General features: G+C 71.7%; 23 protein-coding genes. 9 read left to right on the top strand and 14 right to left on the bottom strand.

Translation table 11 applies throughout. From position 1 onward, the window contains the following. Positions 1-51 precede the first annotated feature (51 nt). From DP939_RS17165 to DP939_RS46985, 3 genes are read right to left on the bottom strand one after another with little or no spacing between them, the layout of a single operon-like run. A complete protein-coding gene (locus tag DP939_RS17165; RefSeq protein ID WP_113981712.1) occupies positions 52-237 on the bottom strand; it encodes a hypothetical protein in 186 nt (61 codons plus the stop codon). Further along, entirely contained in the window at positions 234-1,214 is a 981-nt protein-coding gene (locus DP939_RS46980) for a helix-turn-helix transcriptional regulator (protein ID WP_225878303.1), read from the bottom strand. Before DP939_RS46980 ends, DP939_RS17165 begins: the two co-directional genes overlap by 4 nt. Then, complete coding sequence (locus DP939_RS46985) at positions 1,211-2,161, bottom strand: helix-turn-helix transcriptional regulator (RefSeq protein WP_199565211.1); 951 nt, start codon at positions 2,159-2,161, stop codon at positions 1,211-1,213. Before DP939_RS46985 ends, DP939_RS46980 begins: the two co-directional genes overlap by 4 nt. A 91-nt stretch (positions 2,162-2,252) precedes the next feature. Between DP939_RS46985 and DP939_RS17175 the strand changes: the two genes are divergently transcribed. Then, positions 2,253-3,341 carry a DUF3866 family protein gene (locus DP939_RS17175; protein ID WP_113981713.1) on the top strand — a complete coding sequence of 363 codons (1,089 nt, stop codon included), beginning with the start codon at positions 2,253-2,255 and terminating at the stop codon, positions 3,339-3,341. On the opposite strand, the gene DP939_RS17180 is transcribed toward DP939_RS17175, so the two are convergent. The 6 genes from DP939_RS17180 to DP939_RS45455 form a co-directional block, all read right to left on the bottom strand. Further along, a complete protein-coding gene (locus DP939_RS17180) occupies positions 3,275-3,757 on the bottom strand; it encodes a DUF3291 domain-containing protein (RefSeq protein WP_113981714.1) in 483 nt (160 codons plus the stop codon). The two genes, DP939_RS17175 and DP939_RS17180, sit on opposite strands and share 67 nt — an antisense overlap. Before the next feature lie 32 nt (positions 3,758-3,789). Continuing rightward, positions 3,790-4,425, bottom strand: a complete 636-nt coding sequence (locus DP939_RS17185; RefSeq protein WP_113981715.1) for a helix-turn-helix transcriptional regulator — start codon at positions 4,423-4,425, stop codon at positions 3,790-3,792. A 56-nt stretch (positions 4,426-4,481) separates the two neighbouring features. Next, on the bottom strand, positions 4,482-5,444 hold the full coding sequence (locus DP939_RS17190; RefSeq protein ID WP_113981716.1) for an FKBP-type peptidyl-prolyl cis-trans isomerase: 963 nt from the start codon (positions 5,442-5,444) through the stop codon (positions 4,482-4,484). Between the two features lie 98 nt (positions 5,445-5,542). Beyond that, entirely contained in the window at positions 5,543-6,901 is a 1,359-nt protein-coding gene (gene pafA, locus DP939_RS17195; protein WP_113981876.1) for a Pup--protein ligase, read from the bottom strand. A 127-nt stretch (positions 6,902-7,028) separates the two neighbouring features. Continuing rightward, on the bottom strand, positions 7,029-7,850 hold the full coding sequence (gene prcA / locus DP939_RS17200) for a proteasome subunit alpha (protein WP_199565235.1): 822 nt from the start codon (positions 7,848-7,850) through the stop codon (positions 7,029-7,031). Between the two features lie 70 nt (positions 7,851-7,920). Continuing rightward, the gene (locus DP939_RS45455; RefSeq protein ID WP_147268029.1) at positions 7,921-8,121 is read right to left on the bottom strand and encodes a hypothetical protein; all 201 of its coding nucleotides are present in this window, start codon (positions 8,119-8,121) and stop codon (positions 7,921-7,923) included. Positions 8,122-8,331: 210 nt separating this feature from the next. Here DP939_RS45455 and DP939_RS17205 point away from each other — a divergent pair, with 210 nt between their 5' ends. Genes DP939_RS17205 through DP939_RS17225 form a run of 5 tightly spaced genes read left to right on the top strand, consistent with a single transcriptional unit; the run spans position 8,332 to position 13,834 of the window. Beyond that, on the top strand, positions 8,332-9,723 hold the full coding sequence (locus DP939_RS17205; protein ID WP_199565212.1) for an extracellular solute-binding protein: 1,392 nt from the start codon (positions 8,332-8,334) through the stop codon (positions 9,721-9,723). A 3-nt stretch (positions 9,724-9,726) separates the two neighbouring features. Next, a complete protein-coding gene (locus tag DP939_RS17210; protein WP_113981719.1) occupies positions 9,727-10,623 on the top strand; it encodes a carbohydrate ABC transporter permease in 897 nt (298 codons plus the stop codon). Then, positions 10,620-11,489 (top strand): carbohydrate ABC transporter permease, encoded by an 870-nt coding sequence (locus DP939_RS17215; RefSeq protein ID WP_225878304.1) that lies wholly within the window; start codon positions 10,620-10,622, stop codon positions 11,487-11,489. Before DP939_RS17210 ends, DP939_RS17215 begins: the two co-directional genes overlap by 4 nt. Beyond that, positions 11,486-12,601, top strand: a complete 1,116-nt coding sequence (locus tag DP939_RS17220; RefSeq protein ID WP_113981720.1) for an ABC transporter ATP-binding protein — start codon at positions 11,486-11,488, stop codon at positions 12,599-12,601. The genes DP939_RS17215 and DP939_RS17220 overlap by 4 nt, the downstream gene beginning before the upstream one ends. Before the next feature lie 12 nt (positions 12,602-12,613). Further along, on the top strand, positions 12,614-13,834 hold the full coding sequence (locus DP939_RS17225) for a CehA/McbA family metallohydrolase (protein WP_113981878.1): 1,221 nt from the start codon (positions 12,614-12,616) through the stop codon (positions 13,832-13,834). Positions 13,835-13,961: 127 nt separating this feature from the next. Here DP939_RS17225 and DP939_RS17230 read toward each other — a convergent pair whose 3' ends face one another. From DP939_RS17230 to DP939_RS17250, 5 genes are all read right to left on the bottom strand, one after another. Continuing rightward, positions 13,962-14,171, bottom strand: a complete 210-nt coding sequence (locus DP939_RS17230) for a ubiquitin-like protein Pup (protein WP_111165808.1) — start codon at positions 14,169-14,171, stop codon at positions 13,962-13,964. Positions 14,172-14,483: 312 nt separating this feature from the next. Then, entirely contained in the window at positions 14,484-16,001 is a 1,518-nt protein-coding gene (gene dop / locus DP939_RS17235) for a depupylase/deamidase Dop (RefSeq protein WP_113981879.1), read from the bottom strand. 123 nt (positions 16,002-16,124) lie between these two features. Then, positions 16,125-17,312, bottom strand: a complete 1,188-nt coding sequence (locus DP939_RS17240) for an acyltransferase family protein (protein ID WP_225878305.1) — start codon at positions 17,310-17,312, stop codon at positions 16,125-16,127. Positions 17,313-17,478: 166 nt separating this feature from the next. Beyond that, on the bottom strand, positions 17,479-19,251 hold the full coding sequence (arc, locus tag DP939_RS17245; RefSeq protein WP_199565213.1) for a proteasome ATPase: 1,773 nt from the start codon (positions 19,249-19,251) through the stop codon (positions 17,479-17,481). A gap of 200 nt (positions 19,252-19,451) precedes the next feature. Beyond that, positions 19,452-20,315, bottom strand: coding sequence for a tRNA (adenine-N1)-methyltransferase (locus DP939_RS17250; RefSeq protein ID WP_113981721.1), 864 nt, complete (start codon positions 20,313-20,315; stop codon positions 19,452-19,454). A gap of 72 nt (positions 20,316-20,387) precedes the next feature. On the opposite strand from DP939_RS17250, the gene DP939_RS17255 reads away from it, so the two are divergent. From DP939_RS17255 to DP939_RS17265, 3 genes are all read left to right on the top strand, one after another. Further along, complete coding sequence (locus DP939_RS17255) at positions 20,388-21,485, top strand: GNAT family N-acetyltransferase (protein WP_113981722.1); 1,098 nt, start codon at positions 20,388-20,390, stop codon at positions 21,483-21,485. A 100-nt stretch (positions 21,486-21,585) separates the two neighbouring features. Next, positions 21,586-21,777: a hypothetical protein gene (locus DP939_RS17260; RefSeq protein WP_147268030.1), complete on the top strand. Its 192-nt coding sequence runs from the start codon at positions 21,586-21,588 to the stop codon at positions 21,775-21,777. 90 nt (positions 21,778-21,867) lie between these two features. Next, positions 21,868-23,202 carry a S8/S53 family peptidase gene (locus DP939_RS17265; RefSeq protein ID WP_158578600.1) on the top strand — a complete coding sequence of 445 codons (1,335 nt, stop codon included), beginning with the start codon at positions 21,868-21,870 and terminating at the stop codon, positions 23,200-23,202. Positions 23,203-23,204: the final 2 nt, after the last annotated feature.

Here is a 23,204-nt window from a genome sequence, read left to right on the forward strand (position 1 = left end):
GCGGCGTTCTTTCACTGACACCGATCGTACGCTGCCGAGAGCGCGGCCACATCATTCCGGGTGCCGCAAAGCGTCGATCTTTTGTCGAAGTATGTCCTGTTTGGGGGTTAACCGGGCCCTGGCCCGTTCCAGCTCCCGGTGCAGTTTCCGCGCCGCGGCCAGCACCCGAATCGCCAGCACGGCGATGACGACGACGCCCGCGAAGGCCACCCCGACCCCGGCGAAGACCCAGGTCATCGGGCCGGCTCGCGTTCGTACAGGGCCAGCGCGGCCCCGGCCCGCTCGCGCACCGCGGCGGCCAGCGCGGGCGGCGAGACCACCCGCCCGGTGTCGCCGAGCCGCAGCGCCAGGCGTACCAGCCAGCCCTGGTCGCGGGCCCGCAGGGCCACCCGCAGGCGGCCCTCCCCCAGCTCCCTGACCTCTTCGCACGGGTAGTACTCGGCCACCCAGCGGCCGTCGGGCGTGACCTCCAGCTCCACCAGCTCATCGCTCGGCGAGGGCAGGAAGACGCCCTGGGCGACATCGCGGGACTCGGCCCCGGCGGGCGGCTCGGCCGCCACATCGAGCACCCGGACCTCCTGCATGCGATCCAGCCGGAACAGCCGGACCGCCTCGGCCCGGTAGCACCAGCCCTCCAGGTAGGGGCGCCCGTCGGCGAACACCAGCCGCATCGGATCGACCTCGCGCCAGGTGACCTCGTCGCGGCCGGGCACGTAGTAGCGCAGCGACAGCCGCCGCCGGGCGCGCAGCCCCTCCTGCACCGCGGCCAGCGCGTCGGGCGCGGCCTCGACGTCGACCTCCACCGCGACCTGGCTGCTGACCGCCGCCGCGGCCTCGCCCGCCGCCCGCTCCAGCTTGGCGATCACCCGGGCCAGCGCCTCACGGTCGCCCATCTCGGCGAACTCGGGGAACTCCAGCAGCATCCGCAGCGCCACCAGCAGCGCGCTGGCCTCGTCCACGGCCAGCCGCAGCGGCCTGGCGATGGTCTCGGCGTTGTCGATCAGGATCTCGCCGCCGTCCCAGGAGACGTCGATGAGGTCGCCCGGCGTGTGCCCGGGCAGCCCGCACATCCACACGAGCTGCAGGTCGTCGATGAGCTGCTTCTCGCTCACCGCGAAGATCTTGGCGACCTCGGCGACCTGCGCGCCGGGGTGCGACATCAGATACGGCACCAGCGCGAGCAGGCGCGGGAGACGGTCGGCCGACGCGCTCACGCCATGGCCCCTTTCAGACGGCGGATGACGGCGTCGCGGGCGTCGGGCGGGTCCACGACCTCGACGTCGGAACCGAGGCTCGCCAGCCAGCCGGCCAGCCGCTCGGGGTCGGCGAACACCACCTCGGCCTCGTCCCAGCCGTCGCCGGCCGGGCGCACCTCCCTGGCCAGGTGGCGCACGCCCTGGCAGGTGCCGGTGCGCAGCCGCAGCAGCGCGGTGCGCTCGGGCATCGCCTGGTCATCGCGATAGCCGACCATCTCGCGCAGATCGACGCCCGGCGGCACGCGGACCGCGCCGGGGCGGCCGACCGGGGTGACCGCGCCGGTGATCCGGCTCAGCCGGAAGACCCGGTGGTCGTCGCGGTCGCGGTCGTGGCCGACGATGTACCAGCGCCCGCGGCGGCTGACCACGCCCCACGGCTCGACCGTGCGGGTGCGGGCCTGGCCGCTGCCGGCCGTGCGGTAGTCGAAGCGGACGGCGCGGCGGTCGCGGACGGCCTCCCACAGCGCGGGGAAGGACGGGTCGCGGGTGTCCACGCGCAGCTCCAGCGCGTCCATCCCGCTCTCCTGGGTCTCCACCCCGGCGGCGCGGAGCTTCAGCAGCGCCCCGCCCGCGGCCTCGGCCAGGCTGGCCCGCCGCCACACCTGCGCGGCCAGGCCGAGCACGGCGGCCTCGTCGGGCGCGAGCGTGATCTCCGGCAGCTCGTACGCCTGCCGCACGATGCGGTAGCCCGGCTCGTCGTCCCAGGGGTCCTTGTGGACCTCGATGGGAATGCCGATCTCCCGCAGCTCGTTCTTGTCACGCTCGAACATCCGCTGGAACGCCTCGTCGCCGTCGCGGTCGTAGCCGGGCACGACCTGGCGGATCTGATCCGCGGGCAGCGGACGGCTGGTCGCCAGCAGGCAGATCACGAGATTGAGCAGGCGCTCGGTCTTGCGCCGCGACATCCGGTCCCCTCCTTCCTCCAAGGAGACGCTACCGCGTCCCAGGGGGCGTCGGCGCGCGTCAGCGGGCGCCAGCGTCCACTACCCTTCCGGCGTGATCAGATGGCGTAAGGGCGAAGTGGTGGAAATCCGGCGGGAGTGGGACGGCGCCGTCGAACTCCAGGTGAGCCTATCTGGACAACAGGTGCGCGCGCTCGCTTATCCGGCGCTGGTCGGGCGTCCGCAACCCGGCGATACGGTCCTGCTCAACACGACGGCTCTGGCGATGGGCCTGGGCACCGGCGGCTACGCCATGGTGGTGGCCGTGCCCGACCGGCTGCCCCCCGATCCCGAGGGGCCCGGTCACCTGGTCAAGGCCAGGTACACCCCGATGCAGGCCACCGTGCTCGGCGCGGACGAACAGGACTCCCCGCACCACGAGACGCTGCGCGACGCCGACTCCGTGGACGGGATGCCGGTGGTCGTGGCCGACCTGCACTCGGCGCTCGCGCCGATCCTGTGCGGCCTGTACGACCGCCACGGCGGGCGGCCCGAGCTCAAGGTCGCGTACGTGATGCTCGACGGCGGCGCGCTGCCCGCCTGGTTCTCGATGTCGTGCGCGAGCCTGCGCGAGGCGGGCTGGCTGACCGGCGTGGTCACCGTGGGGCAGGCGTTCGGCGGCGATGTCGAGACGGTGACCACCCACACCGGCCTGCTGGCCGCCCGGCACGTGCTCGGCGCGGACGTGGCGATCGTGACCCAGGGCCCCGGCAATCTCGGCACGGGCACCCGCTGGGGTTTCTCGGGCGTGTCGGCGGGCGAGGCGGTCAACGCGGCGGCGGTGCTGTCCGGCCGGCCGGTGGCGGCGCTGCGGGTCAGCGAGGGCGATGCCAGGGAGCGCCACGTCGGGGTCTCCCACCACTCACTGACCGCCTACGGGCGGGTGGCGCTGGCCCGCGCCGCGGTGGCGGTGCCCGAGCTGCCCGGGGAGTTCGGCGCCCGGGTGAGCGCGCAGGCCGCTCCGCTCGGCGAGCGGCACGAGCTGGTGAACGTGCCGGTGGACGGGCTGCGCGAGGCCCTTGCGGCATCGCCGGTCAGGCTGTCCACGATGGGCCGCGGCCTGGACGCGGACCTGGCCTACTTCCTGACTTCGGCCGCCGCCGGGCGGCTGGCCGCGGCGCTCGCGGCGACGGGGGGCTCGTAGAAGTTCTTGAAGGTGAACGCCTGCGGCCCCGGGCCCTCGGCACGCAGGCGTTCCAGCCTCGCCATGCCCTCCTCCAGCGTCGGGATGACGCCCTCCTCGATCCACCACATGACCACGTACGGTGTGGCCATGCGGTGGAACCACTCCCTGCGCCGCTGCATCACCGGCAGGTGCGCGGTGCGGTAGACGTAGTTCCACAGCGTGTCACGGCTCTCCCAGACGGAGAAGTTGATCAGTACGTCGTCGCCGTGGATCACCGTGGCGTCGGGCTCCTCACCGCCCTTCAGCCGCCACACGAAGCCCGGCGCCTCATCGGCGAGGGCGTTGAGCGGGGCGAGTGCGGCGACGAACTCGGCCATCACGGCCGACTCCTTGGGGGCTCGCATGTGCGCGATGTTGAGCTCGGCGAGGTGCATGCGAACAGCACATCATCGCCCGGCCCTCTATGTCAATCCTCATTAGTTTTAGAGAACGAGACGCAGCACCGCCCCGGCGCGGGGTCGGACCGCGCCACCGTCTCCCGATCGCCCAGACCGTCCAGCAGGCCCTGGCACAGCGCCAGGTTCATCGAGCACACCAGCAGTGGGTGCTCCTCGGAAAGGACGTGGAAGGGGCAGTTGCGCAGCCTGATCCGGTCGCCGTCGTCGTAGGGGGCGTAGCCGTGGTCGCGCAGCGCCACCTCCAGCGGGCCGTGCCCGGCCAGACGTGCGCCGGCCCGGCGGGCGGCGGCCTCGGCCGTCCGCTCCCCGCCCAGCTCGTCCACGACCTCGGCGAGCACCACCGCGAGCGTGCGGTAGTCGCGCGGCGGCACGCTGACCTCCCGCGTCCCCGCGGCGCGCCGGTAGACCTTGGCGGGACGCCCGCCGCCAGGCCCGGCCGCGCGCCCGCCCAGCCGGGCGAAACCCACCTCCAGCAGCCCGCCCTCGACCAGCTTGTCCAGGTGGAAGGCGGCCAGGGTGCGCTGCACGCCGGTCGCCCGGGCCGCCTCCTCCCGGCCGACGTCGCGCCCGGCGCCCGCCACGAAGTCGTAGAGCGCCCGGCGCACCTCGTCCTGGAGCAGCGCGATGGCCTGAAGATCCTCCACACAGGGAGTTTAGAACGCGGGGCGGCCCGACCGGCCCGCCCCGCGTAAGAGCCCGCTCAGGCGGGCAGGTTGTAGGCGCCCAGGACGTCGACGGCGAAGACGAGGGTCGAGTCACCCTTGATCTTGTCGCCCTGGCCGCTCTTGCCGTAGCCGAGGTCCGGCGGGATGCTGAGCAGCACGCGGCTGCCGACCGGCACGCCCACCAGGCCCTGGTCCCAGCCCTTGATGACCTTGCCGGTGCCGATCTGGAAGAACACCGGCTTGCCCCTGGTCCAGCTGCTGTCGAACTCGGTGTCGCTGCCCCAGATCTTGCCGGTGTACTGGACCATGATGGTCTCGCCGGACTTCACCGCGGGGCCGTCGCCCTTGATCACCGTCTCGGCGACCAGTTCCTTCGGCGCCTTCTCCTTGGTCTTGGTGGTGAGCTTGGGCGCCTTGTCACCGCCCGGGTGCTCCAGATCGACGCCCTTGAGCTTGTGCTTCACCGCCGCGCCCTGCGCGGCCATGCTCTTGGCCGTGCCGATCACGTCGACCACGAAGACCTGCGCCATGCTGAGGTCGGCGCCCTGGGCCTTGGCCTGGTCGAGGTCCTTCTTGGAGTAGCTGTCGGGGGCCACGACCGCGTAGAAGCGGCCGCCCGGCTTGGCCCCGACGAACGCGTCCTGGATCACCTTGGGCAGCTGCGCCGACAGCGGCACCAGCTCCGGGGAACCGGCGTCGTAGGTGGACCCGCCCGGGGCGTTGGTCTTGCCGTCCCAGGTGTAGAGGGTCATGTTGGTGACGACCGTGTCGCCCATCTTGACCGGCGTGCCCTGGCCCTCGGTGATCACCTTGGAGGTGGAGGTCTTGGCCGGCGCGCCCGCGGGGAACTTCACGGTCGGCTTGGCGTTGGCGGCACCCGTCACGGTGATGTCCCCCGCGGGGGCCGACGCCGACGTGGCCGACTTGCCCCCTTCCGAGCCGCAGGCGGCGGCGAACAACAGGGGTACTGCGGCGAGTACGGCCAGGCGGCGTCGCATTGGTATAGGTATCCCTCTAGGAGGCGGCTGTCCGCGTCACCCTACCCGCTCGCCTGTACGGGAAGGGTAAACAACACGGCGGCCCGCGGCGGGGCTCCCTACATGCCCGCGATCAGCTTGTCCACCCGCTCGTCGACGCTGCGGAACGGGTCCTTGCACAGCACCGTGCGCTGCGCCTGGTCGTTCAGCTTCAGGTGCACCCAGTCGACCGTGAAATCGCGCCGCTTCTCCTGCGCCCTGCGGATGAACTCGCCGCGCAGCCGCGCCCGGGTGGTCTGCGGCGGCACCGACTTGGCCTCGAAGATCTTGACGTCGGACGCCACCCGCTCCACCGAGCCGCGCCGCTGGAGCAGGTAGAACAGGCCGCGCCTGCGGTGCACGTCGTGGTAGGCCAGGTCGAGCTGGGCCACCCGCGGCGAGGACAGCGGCAGGTCGTACTTGTTGCGGTAGCGCTCGATGAGCTGGTACTTCGTGACCCAGTCGATCTCCCGCGACACCAGGTCGAGATCGCCGGTGTCGACCGCGCGCAGGGTGCGCTCCCACAGTTCCAGCACCCGGTGGGCGATCTCGTCGCCGCCCCGCCGATCCACGAAGTCCCTGGCCTTGGAGAGGTATTCCTGCTGGATCTCCAGCGACGACGCCTCACGCCCGTTGGCCAGCCGCACCCGCCGCCGCCCGGTCATGTCGTGGGAGACCTCGCGGATGGCCCGGATCGGGTTCTCCAGCGACAGGTCCCGCATCACGGTGCCCGCCTCGATCATCCGCAGCACCAGGTCGGTCGCGCCGACCTTGAGCAGCATCGTGGTCTCGCTCATGTTGGAGTCGCCGACGATGACGTGCAGCCGGCGGAAGCGCTCGGCGTCGGCGTGCGGCTCGTCGCGGGTGTTGATGATCGGCCTGCTCCGGGTGGTGGCGCTGGACACGCCCTCCCAGATGTGCTCGGCCCGCTGGGAGACGCAGTAGACCGCGCCGCGCGGGGTCTGCAGGACCTTGCCGGCGCCGCAGATGATCTGCCGGGTCACCAGGAACGGGATCAGTACGTCGGCCAGCCTGCCGAACTCACCGTGCCGCCCGACCAGGTAGTTCTCGTGGCAGCCGTAGGAGTTGCCCGCCGAGTCGGTGTTGTTCTTGAACAGGTAGATGTCACCGGCGATGCCCTCCTCGCGCAGCCGCTTCTCGGCGTCGACGAGCAGGCCCTCAAGGATGCGCTCCCCCGCCTTGTCGTGGGTGACCAGTTCCACGACGTTGTCGCACTCGGGGGTGGCGTACTCGGGGTGGCTGCCCACGTCGAGGTAGAGGCGGGCGCCGTTGCGCAGGAACACGTTGCTGGACCGGCCCCAGGACACGACCCGCCGGAAGAGATACCGGGCCACCTCATCGGGCGACAGCCGGCGCTGCCCCCGAAACGTGCAGGTGACGCCGTACTCGTTCTCCAGACCGAAGATGCGACGATCCATCACCACACACTAGTCCCCTCGTCGGCACCACGCGAGATCTTGGTCGCCGGTTTCCGCCGTACCGGGCCCTGCGGACCTCGCACGGCGGAAACGCGGCATGGCCGTACATGTACCCCGCGAGGGGCCGTCAGTCGCCCGATCCGGTGTCGATATCGCCGTCCTCAGGCCCGGTCGGCGGGCCCGAGGGGCCCGGCTTGGACTCCGGGGCGGGCGTTTCGGGGGCCGCGGAGGGTTCGCCCCCGGCCTCCGCGCCCTCGGCGGGGGCGGCGCCCTCGGCCAGCAGCGCGGCGAGCCTCGGGCCGACCAGCCGCAGGAACTTGCGGTGCGGCCGGTTGCGGTCCAGCACCGCCACCTCGATCTGCGAGGTGGGCGGCGGGTCGCCGTCCGGCTCGGTCAGCGCCGCGACGCCGACCCGCAGCGCCTCGGGCAGCGAGAGCCCCTCGCGGTAGCGCTCGCGCAGCCGGGTGGCCACGGCGTCGGCCTGCCCGCCCATCGCCACCATGCCGTGCTCGTGCGTCACCGACCCGTCGAAGGTCAGCCGGTAGATCTGGTCCTGCTCGGGCGAGGCCCCGACCTCGGCCACCACGATCTCCACCTCGTAGGGCTTGATCGAGTCGGTGAAGATCATGCCGAGGTTCTGGGCGTAGACGTTGACCAGGCCGCGGGCGGTGACGTCGCCCCGGTCGAAGGTGTAGCCGTTGATGTCGGCGTAGCGGATGCCGCCGAGCCGCAGGGACTCGAACTCGTTGTAGCGCCCGACGGCCGCGAACCCGATGCGGTCGTAGATCTCACTGATCTTGTGCAGGGCCTGGGAGGCGTTGTGCGCGACGAACAGGATGCCGTGCTCGTACTGGAGCACGACCGAGCTGCGGCCCCGCGCGATGCCCTTCCGCGCGTAGTCGGCCTTGTCCCGCATCTGCTGTTCTGCCGGGACGTATCCAAAGGGCATGGACACCGGTGGCTTTCCTCTCCTCGTTCAGTGCCGTTGATCAGGGGGGCCGATGACTCTGCCGCGGGCCTCAGCGGTGCGGTGGGGCCGTCCGGGGTGGCGTGTCCAGGCGGTAGAGCGTCAGCGATCCCCTGGCGAAGATCGATCCGGAGCCGATGGAGTGGAACCGCCGCCGCTGGCGCGGCCCGGCGAACTCCGCGAGCGGCGAGCCGCCGGGGTCCACTGACAGGCTGTCCGTCAGTCCCGTGGGCAGGTCCCTGTGCGATGCCACGCGACTCCCTCCCAAACGTACGAACCGATAGGGCGACCCTACTCATCTTGGTCCGTTGCTTGCACTTCCCACGATCAGCTAAGCGCGAACCGCGTCGCTTCGTCCCCCGTTCACCGGCACGAAGCTTTACGCCCGACTACGGGCATGCGATGGTCGATGTGGTTGCACGTCCCATATGCCGTGGCTCCGTACCTCCCCGAGGAGGTTCCCGTGAGACTACCCCGCCGGCCTGCGACGACACTCGGCGCCCTGGTCACCGCCCTGGCGCTCGCGCTCACCGCGGCCGGGTGCGGCGGCGACGGCGGAGGGGGTGGCGCGATCACCCTCACCATCACGCAGAACGCCATCTCCGGCGGGAAGAACGCCAAGGGCGCCGACTGGATCGAGAACTGGGTGATCCCCCGCTTCGAGGCCGCCAGGCGGGCGGCGGGGCAGAACGTCCGCGTCCGGTTCCAGCCCAACGGCGTGGAGGACGAGGTCTACAAGACCAAGATCGCGCTTGACCTGAAGTCGGGCCGCGGCGCGGACGTGATCGACGTCGACGGCATCTGGATCGGCGAGTTCGCCCAGGCCGGATACCTCAGGCCGCTGCGCGAGGTGGCCGGGGCGGCGGTGGACTCCTGGGAGGGCTGGAAGCAGATCCCGCCCGCCGTGCAGGGGCTCGGGATCTTCGAGGGCCGCAAGTACGCGCTGCCGGTCGGCACCGACGGCCGGGTGCTCTACTACAACAAGGAGCTGTTCGCCAGGGCCGGTCTCACCTCGCGCTGGCGGCCGCGGAGCTGGCGGGAGGTCATCGACGCGGCGCGGGCGCTGAAACGGCTCCCCGGCGTCACGCCGATCCAGATCAACGCGGGCACCGCGATGGGCGAGGCCACCACCATGCAGGGCGTCCTGCCGCTGCTCGCGGGCACCGGCACGGAGATCTACTCGGGCGGCAAGTGGACCGGCGGCGGCAGGGCGCTGCGCGACGTCCTCGGCCTCTACCGCGAGATCTACTCCGGCGGCCTGGGCGACCCCAGGATCCAGCAGGAGGCCCAGGGCCGCGACAAGTCGTTCCTGGAGTTCGCCGAGGGCCGGATCGGCATCCTGGCCGAGGGCGACTACCTCTGGCGCTCGGTCGTCGATCCCGCCGTCGGGGTCAACCCGATGAAGGACCGCGACCGGGTCGTCGGGTACGCGCTCATCCCCGCCGCCCGGCCCGGCGCCGGGCTGCGCGGCCAGGACTTCGTTAGCATGTCCGGCGGGTCGGCCCGCGTGCTCAACCCCAGGTCGAAGCATCCGGCGCTGGCCTGGGAGCTGCTGTCGTTCATGCACTCCGCCGAGGCCGTCACCGCCGAACTCGGCGGCGAGGCGCGGGTCACGGCCAGGACGGACGTCAACGACAAGGTGCTCGGCCGCGACCCCATGCTCTCCTTCGTCGCGGACGAGGCGCTGCCGGTGACCGCCTACCGGCCGCCGCTGGCGGTCTACCCCGAGGTGTCGGCCGCCCTGCAGGAGGCCACCGCCGCGATCGTCTCCGGGCGCTCCCCCGAGGAGGCCGCCGCCGCCTACCACCGCAGGCTCACCGAACTCGTCGGCGCCTCCGCCATCACCCCGGCCTGACCGATGGGCACCGACGCCGCCGGGCTGGGCCGCGGCCGGGCCATCGCGTTCGTCCTGCCCGCACTGGTCTTGATCGGGGTGTTCCTGGTCTTCCCGGCACTGTGGACGGTCTACCTGGGGCTGACCGACTACCGGCTCACCGGGCTCGCCGCGGCCGAGCCCCGGTTCGTCGGCCTGGACAACTACGTCGGCGCGCTCACCGACGCCCGGTTCGGCTCCTCGCTGTGGCTGACCGTGCAGTTCGTGCTGGGCTCCGCGGTCGCCGGGCAGGCCGTGCTGGGCTTCGCGGTGGCCTGGGTGGCCCGCGGCCTGCGGACCCCCGTACGGCGGGCCGTGGAGGGCCTGGTGCTGCTGTCGTGGATCCTGCCGGGCTCGGTGGTGGCGTTCTTGTGGATCGCCCTGCTGGACCGCGACGGCGGCACCCTGAACGCCCTGCTGAACACCCCGGGCACGGCCTGGCTGCTGGACCATCCGATGCTCTCGATCATCGTGTTCAACGTCTGGCGGGGCACCGCCTTCTCGATGATGCTCTACTCCGCCGCCCTGGAGAACGTGCCGCCCTCCCACCTGGAGACCGCGCGCCTGGCCGGCGCCTCCACCGCCCGCCAGTTCACCGACGTGGTGCTGCCGCGCGTCAAGGGGCACGTGCTGACCAACCTGCTGCTGATCAGCCTGTGGACGTTCAACGACTTCACGCCGTTCCTGCTCACCGCGGGAGGGCCCGAGGGGCGCTCGGAGATCCTGCCCGTCTACGTCTACGCCATCGCCCTGAACGGCGGGCGACTCGGCGCGGGGGCGGCGGTGTCGTTCCTGATCCTGCTGATCAACCTGGTCTTCGCGCTGATCTACCTGCGCCTGCTGCGGGCCAGGAACGCGCCCGCCGGCCGGAGTGCGATGTGAACGCCGCCGGGCACGACGTCGCCGAGTCCCGCGACAGGGCCCGCCACGTCGTGGGGCACGTGCTCGGCAGGCTCGGCGTGGCCGCCTTCGTCGCCGTCCTGCTCGGTTTCTTCGCGCTGCCCATGCTGTGGCTGGCCACCGCCCCCTTCGACGCGGGCGCCTCGATCCGGGTGTCGGTGCCGGAGTTCACGCTGGCCAACTTCCGCGCCCTGCTGGACAACCCGTTCGCGGTGGGCTCGCTGGTCAACTCCGCCGTCCAGGCCGGCGGGGCGGCGGCGCTGGTCGTGACGCTCGCCGCGCTCGCCGCCTACGCCCTGTCCCGGGTCCAGGTGCCCGGCCGCGACCTGCTGCTGTACCTGCTGCTGCTGATGTCCTCCATCGTCACCGGGACCGCCGCGATGGTGCCGATCTTCGAGCTGGCCACCCGGCTCAACCTGATCGACACCCACCTCGGCGTGATCCTGGTGGTCTCCGGCGGCCTGCTGCCCGCGGCGATCTTCATTTTGAAGGACTTCACCGACGCCACCCCCGCCTCCTACGAGGAGTCGGCCAGGGTGTTCGGGGCGAGCCCGCTGCAGATCCTGCGGCACGTCGTGGTGCCGCTGATCCGCCCGGGGCTCGCCACCATCGCGGTCTGGACGGTGGCCAACGTCTGGGGCGGGTTCCTGCTGCAGTTCATCCTGATCAGGGACCCCGGGCTGGCCCCCGGCTCGGTGATCCTCTACACGCTCTACACCGAGGGCGGGCAGCCGGACCTGCCGCTGGTGTCGGCGTTCTCGCTGGTCTACTCGCTGCCGGTCGTGCTCATGTACGTCTTCGTCAGCGGCAGGTACGGCTTCCGCTTCCACGGAGGGATCAAGCGATGATCTCGCTGCGCGGCCTGGTCAAGGAGTTCCCCGGCGGGGTGCGGGCCATCGACGACCTGGATCTGGAGATCGCCGACGGGGAGTTCCTGGCGCTGCTCGGCCCCTCCGGCTGCGGCAAGACCACGCTGCTGCGAACCATCGCCGGGCTGGAGACACCCACCGCCGGGCGGGTGGGCATCGGCGGCCGGGACGTCACGGCACTGCCGCCCGGCCGCCGCGACGTGGCGATGGTCTTCCAGGACTACGCCCTCTTCCCGCACATGGACGTCGCCGCCAACATCGCCTACCCGCTGCGCGTCAAACGGGTCGGCCGGGCCGAACGGCGGGCCAGGGCCGCCGCCACCGCCGACCGGCTGGACCTTTCCGGCCTGCTGGACCGGCGGCCCGCGCAACTTTCCGGCGGCCAGCAGCAGCGCGTCGCGCTGGCCCGCGCCATCGCCTGCCGTCCCCGCGCGTTCCTGTTCGACGAGCCGCTGTCCAACCTGGACGCCCGGCTGCGCCTCACCGCCCGCACGTTCCTCAAGCGCCTGCAGCGCGAACTGGGCGTCACCACCGTCTTCGTCACCCACGACCAGGGGGAGGCGCTGGCCCTCGCCGACCGGGTGGCCGTCATGTCCGGCGGGCGGCTGGCCCAGGTCGGCACCCCTGCCGAGGTCTTCCAGCGGCCGCTCACCACCTTCGTGGCCGCCTTCATCGGCGCCACGCCGATGAACCTGCTGCCGGGCCGCGCCGAGGGAGGCGCGCTGCTGGTGGCCGGGGCGCGGCTCACCCCGCCCGGCCCGGCGCGCGACCTGCCCGACGGGACGCCGGTGACGTACGGCGTGCGCCCGGAGTACGCCGACCTGTCGTACGAGCCGCGCGAGGACGGCCTTCCCGGCAGGGTGGGCGTGGTGGAGAACATGGGCACCGCGCTGCTGGTCACGCTGGAGCCCGCGGGCGGCGGGGACGGGCCGCTGGTGCAGGTGGTGGTGCCCGAGGAGGACGGCGAACCGGCCCCCGGCACGCCCGCCTGGGCGGTGCCGCGCGCCTCCCGCGCGCTGGTCTACCGCGATGGGCGGCTGCTCGGCGCGCCGGTCGGCCCCGCGCCCGCGCCCGCCGGGCCGGAGGCATAACCTCGGATGACCATGGAGCACGTGATCCGCCTGAACGGCCGCCACACCCTGCACGACCGCGTCACCGGCCCGGTCCGGGAGGTGCCGTTCGAGCCGCCGGCGTGGACGCGTGCGCTGACCGTCCGCCTGGCCTACGACAAGGGCGCGGGGACCATCGACCTGGGCTGCGCCGGGCCGGGCGGGTTTCGCGGGTGGTCGGGCGGGGCGCGCGAGGAGTACACCATCGGGCCGGACTGGGCCACGCCCGGCTACCTGCCGGGAGAGCCGGAGCCGGGGGTCTGGCGGGTGCTGCTCGGGCTGTACCGGGTCCCGGCGGAGGGCCTGGCGTACGAGGTCACGGTCACGGCGTACGACACGCCGCCGCAGGAGCCGGTACGGCCCGCCGTACCGGCGGGCGAGCGCCCCCCGCCCGCGGCCGAGCGGCGGGGCCTGCCCCGGCTCGACGGCCTGACCTGGGTGGCGGGCGACCTGCACGCGCACACCGTGCACTCCGACGGCGGGCTGACCGTCCCCGCGCTGGCCGGGCACGCCCGCGACGCCGGCCTTGACTTCCTCGCCGTCACCGACCACAACACCGTCAGCCACCATCGCGAACTGCCCGCGGCGGCCCGCGCGAGCGGGGTCACCCTGGTCCCCGGGCAGGAGGTGACCACCGACCTCGGCCACGCCAACGCCTTCGGCGACGTCGGCTGGATCGACTTCAGACGGCCCCCGGGCACATGGGCGGAGGCCGCGGACGGCGGTGGCGGGATCCTGTCGATCAACCACCCGGTGGCCGCCGACTGCGCCTGGCGGCATCCGCCGGACATCGGCGCACACGCCGCGGAGATCTGGCACTGGAGCTGGTGGGACCGGACCTGGGGGGCGCCGCTGGCCTGGGCCGCCGCCTGGCGCGATGATCCGGTGCTGCTCGGGGGCAGCGACTTCCACAGCGAGCGCGACGGTCAGCGGCTCGGCGCGCCCACCACCTGGGTGCTCGCCGAGGACCCCGGCGATCCGGCGTCGGTGGTGGCGGGCATCCGCGCCCGGCGTACGGCGGTGAGCGCCGCGCCCGGCGGCCCGCTGCTGCTGCGGCACGGCGCGGACTTCCTCGTCGCCGGAGGCGACGGCCTGGTGCTGTGGGGGCCGCAGACCCGCCAGGTCGTGACAGGCGACCTGGTCGCCCTCCCCGCCCACCCCGGTCCCCACCGCCTGGAGACGGCCCGCAACGAGGTCATGGCCCTTTGCACGTAGGCTCTGGCGCCCGCCATGGCCCCGCAGCGGAAGCCCATCCCCGGCGGCTCCTCAGCGTGTCCGGCCCGAACCAGGAGACCGTGGTCCGGGCTGCTGATTCTTTACCGTATATGTACTACCGGCTTGCCTACTGCCCACCCTTTTGGACGTAGCTGCGGATGAATTCTTCGGCGTTCTCTTCGAGAACCTCGTCGATCTCGTCGAGGATCGCGTCGACGTCGTCGGTGAGCTTCTCCTGGCGCTCCTGGACTTCGGGGGCCGCCTGTGCGTCGACCTCCTCGGTCTCGTTCTCGCGGCGGCCGGTCTGCTTCTGACCGCCGGTGTCCCTGGTTGCCATCGCTACCTCCGTGTAGGGGACGCACCTGAGTTCATATCTTCCCCGAAGTGGACCATCTTGCGCGCCCGAGGGCGGGCGATCTTCACCACTTGATCAGATAGCTGCTCTATCCAATTACCGGTCGCCTTCGGTGGTATGTCACTACCGGCTTACCTCACTGGCAACATACCCGGCGATCCGGATAATCCGCCCAGATGGAGCCACCGGTGGGCCTCGGAGTGGGCGCCTTTACAAAGTAGATCAGCGAGGCGGAGGACGGACCGGCTCGCCGTACGGCCCGCCGCCGGGCCGTACGGCTCACGTCTTGGCCGGTCAGTGGTCGCCGGTGAGCGCGGCCACCAGGTCGGCCGCCGTGCGGCAGCGGTCGAACAGCTCGCCCACATGGGCCTTGGTGCCGCGCAGCGGCTCCAGGGTGGGCACCCGCTGCAGGGAGTCGCGGCCGGGGATGTCGAAGATCACCGAGTCCCAGGAGGCGGCGGCCACCGCCTCGCTGTACTGCCGCAGGCAGCGCCCGCGGAAGTAGGCCCGGGTGTCGTTGGGCGGCTGCTCCACCGCCCGCTCCACGTCGGCCTCGGTCACCAGCCGCTGCATCCGCCCGCGCGCCACCAGCCGGTTGTACAGGCCGCGCTCGGTGCGGATGTCGGAGTACTGGAGATCGACGAGCTGGAGCCGCGGATGGCTCCAGGGCAGCCCGTCGCGGCTGCGGTAGCCCTCGAGCAGCTCCAGCTTGGCCACCCAGTCCAGCTCCCTGGAGAGCTGCATGGGGTCCTCGGCCAGCCGGGTCAGCACCGACTCCCAGCGGTCGAGGACGTCCTTGGTGATCTCGTCCACGCCGTTGCCGCTGCGCTCCTCGGCGTACTTCCTGGCCTGCTCCAGATACTCCATCTGGAGCTGGATCGCGGTCAGCCTGCGCCCGTCGCGCAGCGGTATCTCATAGCGGCAGGTCGGGTCGTGGGAGACCGCCCGCAGCGCGGCCACCGGGTTCTCCACCGCGAAGTCGCGGGTGAGGAACCCGTCCTCGATCATGGCCAGCACCAGCGCCGTGGACCCCAGCTTGAGGTAGGTCGAGATCTCCGACATGTTGGCGTCACCGATGATGACGTGCAGCCGCCGGTACTTCTCGGGGTCGGCGTGCGGCTCGTCGCGGGTGTTGATGATGGGCCGCTTGAGCGTCGTCTCCAGCCCCACCTCGACCTCGAAGAAGTCGGCGCGCTGGCTGATCTGGAAGCCCTCGCCGCGGGAGTCCTGGCCGATACCGACCCGCCCCGCGCCGGTGACCACCTGACGGGAGACGAAGAACGGCGTCAGGTGCCTGACGATGTCGGCGAACGGGGTGGCCCGCCGCATCAGGTAGTTCTCGTGGCAGCCGTAGGAGGCGCCCTTGTTGTCGGTGTTGTTCTTGTAGAGCTGGATGGGGGCGTTGGAGGGGACGGCCGACGCGCGGAGTGCCGCGTCCAGCATCACCCGCTCGCCTGCCTTGTCCCAGATGACGGCCGCACGGGGGTTGGTGCACTCAGGCGTGGAGTATTCCGGATGGGCGTGGTCCACGTAGAGCCGTGCGCCGTTGGTCAGGATCACGTTGGCCAGCCCCAGATCCTCGTCCGTGAGCTGGCTGGGGTCGGCGACCTCCCGGGCCAGGTCGAAACCCCGGGCGTCGCGCAGTGGGTTCTCCTCCTCGAAGTCCCATCGTGCGCGGCGTGCCCGGGCCGCCGAGGCCGCCAGGTAGGCGTTGACGACCTGCGAAGAGGTCACCATCGCGTTGGCCCCCGGCTGGCCGGGCACGGAAATCCCGTACTCGGTCTCGATGCCCATCACCCGCCGTACCGTCATGCGCATCCTCTGTTCGTCGGGACAGTGGTTCCGCCGTTTATATCCCCGAGCCTAGACCCTTCACCATCGGCTGCGGGCAGACGGTTATGGCACAGATGCCTTTTGCCGGTCCGCAGGCCGACTTTACGCGGTCGCGCGGCTCCCTCCGGCGCGCCTGCCCCGGGCCCTCGGCCGGAACAGCCGTTGCGCGGGCCGCTCGACCAGGGTGTGGACGGCGTAGGACAGCGCGATGGCGGCCAGCGTCGCGGCGCAGGCCACCACCCACGGGGGCAGCGTGTCGCGCAACTGCGGGATGAGCACCACCGCCACCGGGGTGTGGAACAGGTACAGCGGGTACGTCAGGCCGCCCAGCGTGGTCAGGCCGCCCCAGGTGAGCCGGGACAGGGCGCCGAGCGCGACGGCGGCCATCACGGCGTACATGAGCGCGATGGCGGCGATGACCATCCAGTCCTCCACCGGCATCGCCGGAAAGCCGGCGGCCTCCACGCGCCCGGCCACCCGCTGCGTCGCCGAGCGCAGCGCCAGGGCGAACCCGGCGGCCACGAACCCCCACAGCGGGATCGAGGACCCGAAGCGGCGGATGAGGAACAGGGCCATGCCGGTGATGAAGTAGGGCGCGTACTTCGGCATCACGACGAGGTCCACCGCCTCGGTGAGCGGCCCTAGCTCGACGAAGGTGGCGGCGACGGCCGCGGCCAGCCACACGCCCATGAACGCCAGGCAGCGGCCCAGGGTGACCCCGGCCAGCACCAGGATGCCGATGAGCAGGTAGAACCGCAGCTCCACCCACAGCGACCAGTAGACCCCGTTGGCGTCGGTGACCCCGAACGCGCGCTGCAGCATCGTGAGGTTGACCGCGTACTCCCCCGGCGACAGGCGCGGGTCCAGCGCGGTCGCCCTGGTGAAGGCGTACACGCCGGCGACGGCCAGCACGCTCACCCAGTAGGCCGGGTACAGCCGGACCAGCCGGGAGCGGGCGAAGCCGCCGATCCCCCGGCCCCACACGGTCATCAGGATCACGAAGCCGCTGATGATGAAGAACAGCTCCACGCCCAGGATGCCGAGCCCGGCGACGGACGCGGTGCCGGGGAACAGCCCGCTCGGCCGTTCCCCCCAGATCGAGGCGAAGGCGACCAGGTAGTGGAAGGCGACCACGGCCAGCGCGGCCAGGAACCGCAGCAGGTCGAGTTCGGCGATGCGGCCGGTCACCTGGTCCCGGCCCGGCGTCCGCCCCTGTGAGGCGGTCTTACGGCCGCCCGTCCGCTGGGCGGGCACGCGCACCGTGCCGGACCCCTGAACCCGCCCGGTCACCGCGGGTCCGCACCGATATATGCACGCACGCCCCCTTGGACGATCTAGATCGCCGGCCGGTTCCCCTTATTTCACAGGGCTTTCGGCGGTCACATCCGTCACATCGGCCCCGCCGCACGACATGAGCCGGCGCGGGCCCGGTGGGCCCGCGCCGGCTCATGTCAGGTCAGAGGTACTGGCCGGTGTTGGGAACCGTGTCGATGGAACGCCCCGCCTCGGTGCCCTGCTTGCCGGAGACGAGCGTGCGGATGTAGACGATCCGCTCGCCCTTCTTGCCGGAGATGCGGGCCCAGTCGTCGGGGTTGGTGGTGTTGGGCAGGTCCTCGTTCTCGGAGAACTCGTCCACGCAGGCGGCGAGCAGGTGCGTGACCCGCATGCCCTTGCGGCCGGTCTCCAGGAACTCCTTGATCGCCATCTTCTTGCCGCGGTCGACGATGTTCTGGATCATCGCGCCGGAGTTGAAGTCCTTGAAGTAGAGGACCTCCTTGTCACCGTTGGCGTAGGTGACCTCCAGGAAGCGGTTCTCCTCGCTCTCGGCGTACATCCGCTCCACGACCCGCTGGATCATCGCCTGCACGGTGGCCGCCCGGGAGGCGTCGTGCTCGACCAGATCGTCGTCGGACAGCGGGAGCGTGGTGGTGATGTACTTGGAGAAGATGTCCTTGGCCGCCTCGGCGTCCGGCCGCTCGATCTTGATCTTGACGTCCAGCCGGCCGGGCCGCAGGATCGCCGGGTCGATCATGTCCTCGCGGTTGGAGGCGCCGATCACGATGACGTTCTCCAGGCCCTCGACGCCGTCGATCTCCGACAGGAGCTGAGGGACGATGGTGTTCTCGACGTCGGAGGAGACGCCCGATCCGCGGGTGCGGAAGATGGAGTCCATCTCGTCGAAGAACACGATGACCGGAGTGCCCTCCGACGCCTTCTCCCTGGCCCGCTGGAAGACCAGCCGGATGTGCCGCTCGGTCTCACCGACGTACTTGTTGAGCAGCTCAGGGCCCTTGATGTTGAGGAAGAAGCTCTTGCCCGACTGGCCGGTCTTCTCCGCCACCTGCTTGGCCAGGGAGTTGGCGACCGCCTTGGCGATGAGCGTCTTGCCGCAACCCGGAGGGCCGTACAGGAGCACGCCCTTGGGCGGGCGCAACTCGTGCTCGCGGAACAGGTCGGCGTGCAGATAGGGCAGCTCGATGGCGTCCCTGATCTGCTCGATCTGCCGGGTCAGGCCGCCGATCTCCTCGTAGGAGATGTCCGGGACCTCCTCCAGCACAAGCTCCTCGACCTCGGACTTCGGGATCCGCTCGTACACATAGCCGGACCGAGGTTCGAGCAGGAGCGAGTCGCCCGCTCTGACGGGCTGGTCCTTGAGGGACTCGGCAAGACGGACCACGCGTTCTTCGTCGGCGTGCGAGATCACCAACGCCCGCTCGCCGTCGTCGAGCAACTCCTTCAGCATCACGATCTCGCCCACCGTCTCGTAGCCAAGGGCTTCGACGACGTTGAGCGCCTCGTTCAGCATGACCTCCTGGCCACGCCGCAGCGAGGTCACATCGACGGCCGGGCTGGCGTTGACCCGCAGCTTGCGCCCACCGGTGAACACCTCCAGCGTGCCGTCCTCCCGCGCGGAGAGGAAGACGCCGAATCCCGAGGGCGGCTGCGCCAGCCTGTCGACTTCCTCCTTCAGGGCGACAATCTGGTCTCTGGCCTCCTTGAGGGTGGCCACAAGGCGTTCGTTCTGGCCGGTGACCGCGGCCAGATTCGCCTGTGCCTCGTGCAGGCGCTCTTCCAAGACCCTTGTCTGACGGGGAGACTCCGCAAGCTTGCGCCGCAACGCGGTGATCTCTTCCTGGAGGAAGGAGACCTGTGTTGTGAGGTCGGCGACCTCCCGTTCGCGCTGGGCGGCCCGAGCTTCGGCGTCGTCGCGAGCTGCCACGCCCGTCACCTCCTTCCCAGTCGAGGGCGACTACTAAAGACCCTACCTATCTAACGGCTTTCCGTAACCTGGCCGGGCAGTGTTCGTCTAGTTACAACCGGTGCTTGGTGATTAATCCCCAATGGATGCCTTTAGTAGTGGCAGCATACGAACACGGCGATCTGTTCCCGTGTCGTGGGCGTTTCACCGCTGTGGCCGAATCGACACCATCAGCGGGCGGTCGCCTCGTCGCCATACGCTCCCTTCGCCGGACGTCTGCGGCGGGGCGGGGCGGTGACCCCCTCCGCCATGCGGCGGGCGGTGACGACGAACCCCGTGTGCCCGACCATCCTGTGGTCGGGCCGCACCGCGAGCCCCTCGACATGCCAGTCGCGGATCAGGGTCTCCCACGAATGCGGCTCGGTGAAACTCCCGTGGTCCCTGATGCTCTCGACAGTACGCGAGAGCTGAGTGGTCGTGGCGACGTAACAGCAGATCACCCCGCCGGGGGTGAGGGACTTGGCCGCGGCGTCCACGCACTCCCAGGGGGCCAGCATGTCCAGCACCACGCGATCGACGTCGCTCTCGTCGAGCGCGGTCACGAAGTCGCCCACCACCAGCCGCCACTGGTCCACCGGCCCGCCGTGGAACTTCTCGACGTTCTTGCGGGCCACCTCGGCGAAGTCCTCCCGCCGCTCGTAGGAGGTCAGGCTCCCGCCCTCCCCCACCGCGCGCAGCAGGAAGCAGCTCAACGCCCCCGAGCCCACCCCGGCCTCGACCACCCGGGCCCCGGGGAAGATGTCGGCCATCCCGACGATCATCGCGGCGTCCTTGGGGTAGATCACCGCCGCGCCGCGCGGCATCGACACGGCGTAGTCCTGCAGGAGGTGACGGAAGGCCAGGTACGGAGTGCCGCCCGACGAGCGCACCACCGACCCCTCGGGCATCCCGATCAGCTCGTCGTGCGGAATCGACCCCTTGTGCGTGTGGAAAGCGCCGCCCTCGCGCAGCGTCACCGTGTGCCGCTTGTTCTTCGGGTCGGTGAGCTGAACCTGATCACCGGGCCGGAACGGCCCGTGCCTGCGAAAACCCATGTGGGCAAGGTTATCGCCGCGATCGGCGCAAATGATTCGCCGAGCCGCGGCCCGGCCTGGTAGCAAAGGGGGGTGTTCACCCCCGAAGTGATTCCGGCCGGTCCGGCCCTGCTGCGCCCCCTCGCCGACGGTGACGCCGACGCGATCGTCCGGGCCTGCTCCGACCCGCTCATCACCCGATACATCCCGTCGGTCCCGGTCCCCTACACGCGCGAGGACGTGGCGGCCTTCATCAAGTCCGCCGCCGAGCAGTGGCGCCAGGGCGGGGCCACGTTCGCCGTGGCCGACCCGGCGAGCGGCGAGTGGCAGGGCACGGTCGGCCTCAAGCCGCCCGACGCGCACGGAGGTCACGCGATCGGCTACATGCTCGCCCCGTGGGCGCGCGGCAGGGGCCTGGCCACCGCGGCGGCCCGCGCGGTCACCGAGTACGCCTTCCGGAACGGCGCCCAGCGGGTCGAACTGCTCGCCGACGTCGAGAACATCGCCAGCCAGCGGGTGGCGGGCGCGGCGGGCTTCCGGCGGGAGGGGATCAGGCGCGGGCTGGAGCGCCGCCGCGACGGCGAGTACCACGACATGGTGGCCTTCGCCCGGCTGGCCGCCGACCCGGGCGAGCCGATCCGGCCGTACCTGCCGTTCCCGCCCGGCGGGGAACTGACCGACGGCGTGGTGCGGCTGGTGCCGATCACCGCGGACGACGCGCCGGACTTCCACGCGATGATGTGCGATCCCCTGGTGCTCAAGTACCACGTGACGCACGAGACGCCGTCGCTCGCGGAGATCACCGTCAGGTGCCGGATGACGGGCACCTGGTGGCTCGCCGGGGAGCGGGCCGAACTCGCGATCCGCGACGCGGCGACCGGCGCGTTCGCCGGGCACATCCAGCTCATGAGCGTCTCCCCGCTGCTCGGCCAGGCGATGATCGGCTACGCGCTGCTGCCCGCCCACCGGGGCAGGGGCTTCACCACCCGCGCGGTGGACCTGCTGGTCTCCTGGGCCTTCGAGCACACCGCGCTGAGCCGGCTCGTGGCCGGGACCGCGCCGGGCAACCACGCCTCCCAGGCCGTGCTGCGCCGGGCGGGCTTCACCTCCGAGGCGCTGATCCGCGGGCTGCTGCCCGGACCGGACGGCACCCGCATGGACGACCTCCAGTGGGCCCGGCTGCGCCCCTGAGCGGCGTGATTCGATCCATATGGGGCGGGCATGTATCAGGACCCGTCCGGGCGGCTCAGAACTGTGCGAAGGGGGCCATGAGAAAGGGAGGCGGATGACGATGGAGACCGCGTCTTCCGGACCGGCCGTGCCGCAGGGGCCGCCGTCGTCGTGGGAGCTCTGGGTGCGCTGCCGCGGCCCGGAGGTCGTGGCGATGATGCGCGTCGGCGGGCAGGTGTCGGAGCTGACCATGAGCGGCGAGGGCGACGTGCTCGGCGCGCTGGGGAAGGTGCTCGCCGCGCTCGGCCGGTGACGGGGCAAATGAGTAGAGCCGTACTCATGCGCGGCGACCTTCGCCGGATCGACGCTGATGCCGCAGCGACGTCCACGCCAAGGCGGTGCCATGTCCGAGCCGGCGTACCGGCCCGCACGGTCCCTGACACGGTTCCCGCACGTCAGGGAGCGGATGCCGGGATCGGACCTGGCGATCGGGCTGGACTCGCCCGACCACGGGGCGCCCTTCTACCTCTACGAGGCCGGGCACCTGCTGATCGGCGGGCGCAACGGTGAGCGCCGGGCGCTGCTGACGGCCGCCGTGGCCCGGGTCCCGGGCGTGGACGCGCTCGTGCCCGCCGGGCGGGGCCCGTGCGAGCCGGTGGGCCGCTACCGCGTCGAGTCGTCGTCGGGGATCTCCGTGCCCGAGGTCATGGCCGAGGTGGACGCCCGGATACCGGGCAACCGCGAGATCCCGGTGGTGACCCCGAACCACGTCCTCACCATCGCGGGGACCTGCCTGCTGCCGGAGAGCGAGCCGGTCCCGGTACGCCAGGCCCTCCCCTACCCCGCGCCCATGGAGCCGGGCGGGCCGCATCCCGTGGCGGTGCACCTGGCCGACACCGGCCTGGTGCCCGCCCACACCGCGCTGGCCGCCGGAGCGACCTGGATGGCCGGGGTGCGCGGGGAGCAGGGCCCGGCGTTCGACTCCGGCGACATCCCGCCGTACGCGGGGCACGGGACGTTCGCGGGCGGCATCGTGGGCTGCCTGGCCCCGACCGCCGCCGTCCACGTCTCCGCCTGCCTGGGGGGCGGGGCGGTCACCGAGTACGACCTGTGCCGCGGGCTGCTGCGCGCGATCGGCTCCGGGCGGGTGCCCGACGTGATCGGCCTGGTGTCCGGGGCCGCCACCCGCGGCGGGCACCCGCTGCTGGCCATGGACGCGATCATCGGGTGGGCCGAGCGGAGCCTGCGCCGGATCGGCAGGCCGGTGCTGGTCGTGGCGGCGGGCGACAACGCCTCCGCCGTGCCGCCGTGGCCCGCGGGCTACGCCGCGATCTCCCCCTCGGTCCTGTCGGTCGGCGCGCTGGACCAGGGACAGCCGCCGCGGCGGGCGTGCTTCAGCAACCACGGGCCGTGGGTGAAGGTGTACGCCTCGGGCGAGAGGCTGGTCAACGTCTTCCCGCACGGCCGCTACCGCTACCGGCACGGCCCCGCGGAGGTCTGCGACGCCGACGCGCTGACCCCCGGCAGGGGCGAGACCCGCCGCTTCGCCGGGGGCCTCGCCCGGTGGAGCGGCACGTCCCTGGCCACGCCGCTGGTCGCGGGCCTGATCGCGCGCCGGGTGGCGCGTACCGGGCGGACCGCGCGGGAGGCGGCGGCCGACGTCATGGCCTTCGCCCGCTCCCAGGCGGGCGCGGGGCCGCTGCCCGCCGTCCTGACCGCCGACAACGAGATCGTGTGACC

Origin of the sequence: Spongiactinospora rosea (genome assembly GCF_003315795.1) — a bacterium.
Lineage (GTDB): Bacteria > Actinomycetota > Actinomycetes > Streptosporangiales > Streptosporangiaceae > Spongiactinospora > Spongiactinospora rosea.

What these genes read in the sequence shown, in the direction of transcription:
- DP939_RS17165 (WP_113981712.1), bottom strand. Translation starts at nt 237, where the DNA reads ATGACCTGGGTCTTCGCCGGGGTCGGGGTGGCCTTCGCGGGCGTCGTC.
- DP939_RS46985 (WP_199565211.1), bottom strand. Translation starts at nt 2,161, where the DNA reads ATGTCGCGGCGCAAGACCGAGCGCCTGCTCAATCTCGTGATCTGCCTG.
- DP939_RS17180 (WP_113981714.1), bottom strand. Translation starts at nt 3,757, where the DNA reads ATGCACCTCGCCGAGCTCAACATCGCGCACATGCGAGCCCCCAAGGAG.
- DP939_RS17190 (WP_113981716.1), bottom strand. Translation starts at nt 5,444, where the DNA reads ATGCGACGCCGCCTGGCCGTACTCGCCGCAGTACCCCTGTTGTTCGCC.
- pafA (WP_113981876.1), bottom strand. Translation starts at nt 6,901, where the DNA reads ATGGATCGTCGCATCTTCGGTCTGGAGAACGAGTACGGCGTCACCTGC.
- prcA (WP_199565235.1), bottom strand. Translation starts at nt 7,850, where the DNA reads ATGCCCTTTGGATACGTCCCGGCAGAACAGCAGATGCGGGACAAGGCC.
- DP939_RS17210 (WP_113981719.1), top strand. Translation starts at nt 9,727, where the DNA reads ATGGGCACCGACGCCGCCGGGCTGGGCCGCGGCCGGGCCATCGCGTTC.
- DP939_RS17220 (WP_113981720.1), top strand. Translation starts at nt 11,486, where the DNA reads ATGATCTCGCTGCGCGGCCTGGTCAAGGAGTTCCCCGGCGGGGTGCGG.
- DP939_RS17225 (WP_113981878.1), top strand. Translation starts at nt 12,614, where the DNA reads ATGGAGCACGTGATCCGCCTGAACGGCCGCCACACCCTGCACGACCGC.
- DP939_RS17230 (WP_111165808.1), bottom strand. Translation starts at nt 14,171, where the DNA reads ATGGCAACCAGGGACACCGGCGGTCAGAAGCAGACCGGCCGCCGCGAG.
- dop (WP_113981879.1), bottom strand. Translation starts at nt 16,001, where the DNA reads ATGACGGTACGGCGGGTGATGGGCATCGAGACCGAGTACGGGATTTCC.
- DP939_RS17250 (WP_113981721.1), bottom strand. Translation starts at nt 20,315, where the DNA reads ATGGGTTTTCGCAGGCACGGGCCGTTCCGGCCCGGTGATCAGGTTCAG.
- DP939_RS17260 (WP_147268030.1), top strand. Translation starts at nt 21,586, where the DNA reads ATGGAGACCGCGTCTTCCGGACCGGCCGTGCCGCAGGGGCCGCCGTCG.
- DP939_RS17265 (WP_158578600.1), top strand. Translation starts at nt 21,868, where the DNA reads ATGTCCGAGCCGGCGTACCGGCCCGCACGGTCCCTGACACGGTTCCCG.